Source organism: Methanosarcina sp. (genome assembly GCF_035390745.1).
Lineage (GTDB): Archaea > Halobacteriota > Methanosarcinia > Methanosarcinales > Methanosarcinaceae > Methanosarcina.
In genome coordinates this window covers 1-4,959 of record NZ_DAOOUJ010000085.1, presented here as the reverse complement: position 1 = coordinate 4,959, position 4,959 = coordinate 1, and the positions used below count along the sequence as shown (strand labels likewise).

Sequence of the window (4,959 nt, the reverse complement as noted above, 5' to 3'; positions counted from 1 at the left end):
AACCGAAGAGATTAAGAAAACGATTAAATCTGCACCAGGAAAACTAATCTCAAAGCCAAAAAAGCCCTGAATCATGGGAGAAAGCAGCAAAACAGGGAAGGTCAGTATAAAAGAAACGATGAATCTTTTTCTGAAATCTTCAAGCATATGGGTGTGATGGTCACTGTGGCCTTTCCCCCCGGCTGGTGCATGCCCTTCTTGACCCATTCCTTCGTGATTTTCGTGTTTCATTCCCTCATGCTGTTCATGCTTCATCTCTGAGTGTTGTTCGTGTTTCATTTCCTCTTGCTGTTCATATCCTTCATGTTTCATTTTTTCATGCTGCCCGTGGTCAAGAGATTTCTCTTCTGTGCGCATGATCTGGGCTTTCTGATGGTTTTCATGAGGAATACCTCCAGGAGACTTATGCATGCCTGCGCCTTGAGACTCGTGAGGGTTTCCTGACATTTCTCCGGAATTATGATTATTATCGTGATGATGAGGCACATTTAATTGAGTTTCACAACTGTCCGTACCCGTTCCCTTTTCTTCAGCCTGCATATCCCCGGTCCTCCTGAGTATGATTATATTCATGATAATATATATTCTCAATAATATTTAAAGTGGGAGAGACAAATATTCTTAGTCAGAGGGGGAAGGAAAACAGCAGGCTAAAGCCAGGTTATTAACAGAGGATGCAGGTTAAAACAAATGGAGAGTTCAATTCGGTAAGGTCTCTCCAGGGGAAAAAAGAAATGTGTTCGATCACTTGAGACCTTTTTTTGTTCTTTTTTCCCTCGCACGTATGAAGATCTTGCTTAATTCGCGCAGCCACAGCACCGAACTTGCTACTGTTATGCAGAGCAGCCAGTCGCCGGGGCTCAGGCTCACGGTTGAAAATGCCTGCTGCAGAAATGGAACGTAGATAACCATAACCTGCAGCAAAACTGACAGCAGAACTGCTCCCCACAGCCATTTGTTTGAGAACAGCCCGACAAACGCGCTCTGTTTGTCAGAACGTGCATTGAAAACGACGAACAGTGAAAAGAAGACCACCGTGTTAAAGGCCATTGTCTGCGCATAACGCAGGCTGCCTGTGCTTTCGATCAACCCGCCGGCAAGGCTGGCATCAAGTACGAACAGAGTCCCGGCAGCCATAACTGCACCGGTAAAGATATTTCCAGCCCACATGCTGTGAGTGATCACACCTTCTTCGCGCGGGCGCGGAGGTTCTTTCATGAGTCCCGGATCCGCCGGATCAACACCGAGCGCAAGCGCGGGCGGGCCGTCCGTAACAAGATTAATCCACAGGATCTGGGTCGCCAGCAGAGGCAGCACTATTCCTGTTCTGCTTTCGGCAGTCAGACCGATCACGTCTGCCAGCAGCAGGCCGAAGAACATTATCATAACTTCCCCAAGATTGGAAGAGAGAAGATAGCGCAGGAACTTGCGGATATTGGAGAAGATCGCACGCCCTTCTTCGACAGCCGCAACAATAGTTGCGAAATTATCATCGGCAAGCACAACATCTGAGGCTTCTTTGGAAACGTCCGTTCCAGTAATACCCATTGCCACACCGATGTCTGCAGTTTTCAAAGCTGGAGCATCATTGACCCCGTCTCCCGTCATCGCAACAATTGCACCTGCGCGCTGTAACGCTTTTACAATCCGGAGTTTGTGTTCTGGGTTAACGCGCGCATAGACCGAAACTTCCTGAACCGTCCGGTCAAGCTTTTCCTCAGGCATTTTCTCAAGTTCCGCACCCGTGACCGCCTCCCCGTGGATGGGAATCCCGAGTTCAGCAGCAATAACTGTGGCGGTTTTAGGATGGTCGCCTGTAATCATAATAGGGCGAACCCCCGCCGCCATAGCGCGTGCAACTGCGTCCTTTGCCTCTCTGCGCGGCGGATCGATCATACCGATCAGTCCCAGGAAGATGAGGTCTTTCTCGACGCCTTCACCATCAAACTCTGCCTGTCTCAGAGCGTCCTTTGGCAGCGTGCGGAAAGATACCGCAAGTGTTCGCAGGGCTTCACCGGCAAGTTCTTCATTGATCTTCAAAATTTCTGCGCGGCGTTCTTCGGTGAGAGGTTTGATCTCATCTCCTACAAGCTCCTGCGTACAGCGGGCAAGCAGTACGTCCGGTGCGCCTTTGGTGAAGGCAAGCAGTCTTTCCTTTTGCTCGGAGTCACTGTGAACCGTACTCATCAATTTACGCTCCGAGGAGAAAGGCACTTCTCCGATGCGTTCCAGCCGTGCATTGAGTGCCTCAGCTTCCAGCCCGGCTTTGCGCGCCGCTACAATTAATGCTCCTTCAGTAGGATCTCCGTGTACCGCCCAGCGCCCGTTGCGCTCATGCAGAACAGCGTTGCTGGCACGGTCGGCGGCTGCAAGCGCACGTACGAACTCAAACTGGAGAGCACCATCAATTTCCCCTCCTCCTTCCCTGTGAACGTCACCTTCGGGGGAATAACCCGTACCGTCCAGATTTACGCGCCCACTTGCGGTTACGACTGTTAATACAGTCATCTCGTTTTTCGTAAGCGTACCCGTTTTATCGGAGGCGACAACATTTGCCGAACCGAGTGTTTCGACAGCTGCAAGATGGCGGACGATGGCATTTTTCTGTGCCATGCGCTTCACGCCGAGAGAGAGGACAACAGTCACCACCGCAGGAAGGCTTTCCGGCACTGCCGCAACCGCTAGAGCCACACCTAAAATAAGCACATCAAAAAGGGCTGAGAAACCTCTCACATGTTCGACCGTAATTATCGTTGTGATTATCACAACGGCGATGGCGATAACGATGATTCCGAGAAGTTTGCCAACGCGGTGAAGTTCTTTTTGTAAAGGCGTGGTTTCTATGGGAGTTTCTTTGAGCATCCCAGCAATTCGACCCATCTCGGTCTGCATTCCCGTTGCCGTGACCACTGCACGCCCGTGCCCGTAGACAGCCACAGTGCCGCTAAAAATCATATTGTCACGGTCGCCGAGCCCGACCTCTTCCGCAATAGGGAGATCATCCTTTAAAACAGGCAGGCTCTCACCTGTCAGTGCTGCTTCGGCAGTTTGGAGCGCAGTTGATTGAATCACCCGGGCGTCCGCCGGGATAGTGTTGCCTTCTTCGATAATTATTATGTCGCCTGGCACAACCTCGGTCGCCGGAATGCTCTGCCGCGTGCCTTCCCTGACAACACTGGCATGTGCCGCTGTCATCTGGCGCAGCGCAGCCATCGCCTCCTCGGCCCGTGACTGCTGAATATAGCCCATGATAGCATTAAGCAGGACAACAGCAAAGATTGCAATCGCTTCGTAAGGAAGTGCCGAATCACGCTCATAAAGCCACAGCCATACCGAAATCAGTGTTGCGGCAAGAAGCAGGACGACGAGCACATCCTGAAACTGCTCCAGGAATTTTCTCCACGCAGGCACGGGCTTTTCTGCCATCAGTTCATTCCTGCCATACCTGTCAAGCCGCGCACGCGCCTCACCTTCGCTCAAGCCGTTCCGTGCATCCGTATCGAGTGCTGTTAAAACATCCTTAGCCGTCTGACGATATGGGATAATCTGATCAAGCTGGATTTCCATAGCGCTCACCTTTTAAGATATTTCATTTGCCCGGGAGGCTTCATGATGGCGGTTGTCAGTGATTGCAGGATGCTCATAATACTCTCCTGCGATCAACTCTGGCACAGTATGCGGATAAAAGGAATGCAAGTGCAGCTCCCATCCAAACTCCGGTAATAATGATTTTTTGCCATCCAATTAGTCCGGTCCTTCACCATCGAGTTTGAGATGAGATGCCTCTAAAAATCTCTTTTTTATTTCTATGATCTTATTTCTATAGCCTTTATACTTGGTCTTCACATAAAGAAGTGACTTTTATAAATTTCATTTAGATAAGTATGGAATGAGCGCATGAATCTCGATTTAAAGAGTTGAAGTGGATGATAATATCCTGAGCATTGAAACTTGATGAATCAATAGAGAGCGTTTTAATCTCAAGAATGTGTAAAGATGTCTTAACAAAATAAGTACAGCCAGAGCAGGGGCATGCCGTAATTACATGTAACAGCCCCTTTTGTTATTCTCTTATTGAATTCGGTTCTGAAATTTAATTCTTTCTGGGATTATGCATTCCAGATACCCGGAGGGAATTGAAAAAAATGAAATGTTTGCTGAAAAATTGGTTTAATAGGAAACCAATTAAATCAGCTGTAAGAGGCGAAGATAAATTAGTAAAGATTTACCAGGCAACTCAGTTTAAATTAATGGATATTCCCTATTGCAGAGTTCACTATTTGAGAGAGTTTCTGCATAGATTAAAAGTTATATATGCACCTGGTTTCTTTGATAACTTTACCAGTGTTATCTTTTTCCAGGAATCTCATGATTTCTTTATCATGAGAAATCATTGACTTACAGTACGGGCACGGTTCTGCATTTTTGTAAGTTATAGCATGCTTGAATGTTTCTGCGTCTTCAAATTGAGCAATTTTTGAACTGAACCATTTCCTACAGTTTGGACACCTAACTTCACAAATTTTAATCTCGCTCATTTTCCCTCATCTTTACACTTAATTTTACATTGTATAAAGAATTATCGAACTTATATATAAAGTAACGTGACAAAAATTAGTCTTTTTGTGACAGTAAAATGAGAGGCTCTCTCAATAATTTTTTCAGAATTCTCGAAAAAAATAACTGTTGCATAAAATAGACAAGTTGACAAAGAAAAAGGAAGAATAAACCGATTGTAGAAAAAAATTCAAAAAGAAAAAAGAAAAAAATAAAATTTAACAGGTAGTTAACAGTAAAATTTATTAACAATGTTTTTCAGGATGAAAACCCTTATTAAGAAGAAATCCACGATCCCCCACTATTAAAAATAAGAAAGTATGATCAATTCCTTACACATTCCATTATTTTTTCTTTGCAGTACTGATTCCAGGAATAGCATAAGGAGTGCAGTGCCTCAGG

Annotated in this window: 2 protein-coding genes and 1 pseudogene; all 3 read right to left on the bottom strand. The window is 46.3% G+C overall.

Going from position 1 to position 4,959, the window contains the following annotated elements:
- A pseudogene (locus tag PLL47_RS13675) lies at positions 1–540 on the bottom strand (heavy metal translocating P-type ATPase); the annotation flags it as partial.
- A gap of 204 nt (positions 541–744) precedes the next feature.
- Positions 745–3,567, bottom strand: a complete 2,823-nt coding sequence (locus tag PLL47_RS13670) for a cation-translocating P-type ATPase (RefSeq protein ID WP_324447004.1) — start codon at positions 3,565–3,567, stop codon at positions 745–747.
- A 734-nt stretch (positions 3,568–4,301) separates the two neighbouring features.
- Positions 4,302–4,538, bottom strand: coding sequence for a hypothetical protein (locus PLL47_RS13665; RefSeq protein ID WP_324447003.1), 237 nt, complete (start codon positions 4,536–4,538; stop codon positions 4,302–4,304).
- Positions 4,539–4,959 lie beyond the last annotated feature (421 nt).

Bases quoted from the DNA above. Each gene is read 5' to 3' on its own strand.
- PLL47_RS13670 (WP_324447004.1), bottom strand. From the start codon at position 3,567: ATGGAAATCCAGCTTGATCAGATTATCCCATATCGTCAGACGGCTAAG.
- PLL47_RS13665 (WP_324447003.1), bottom strand. From the start codon at position 4,538: ATGAGCGAGATTAAAATTTGTGAAGTTAGGTGTCCAAACTGTAGGAAA.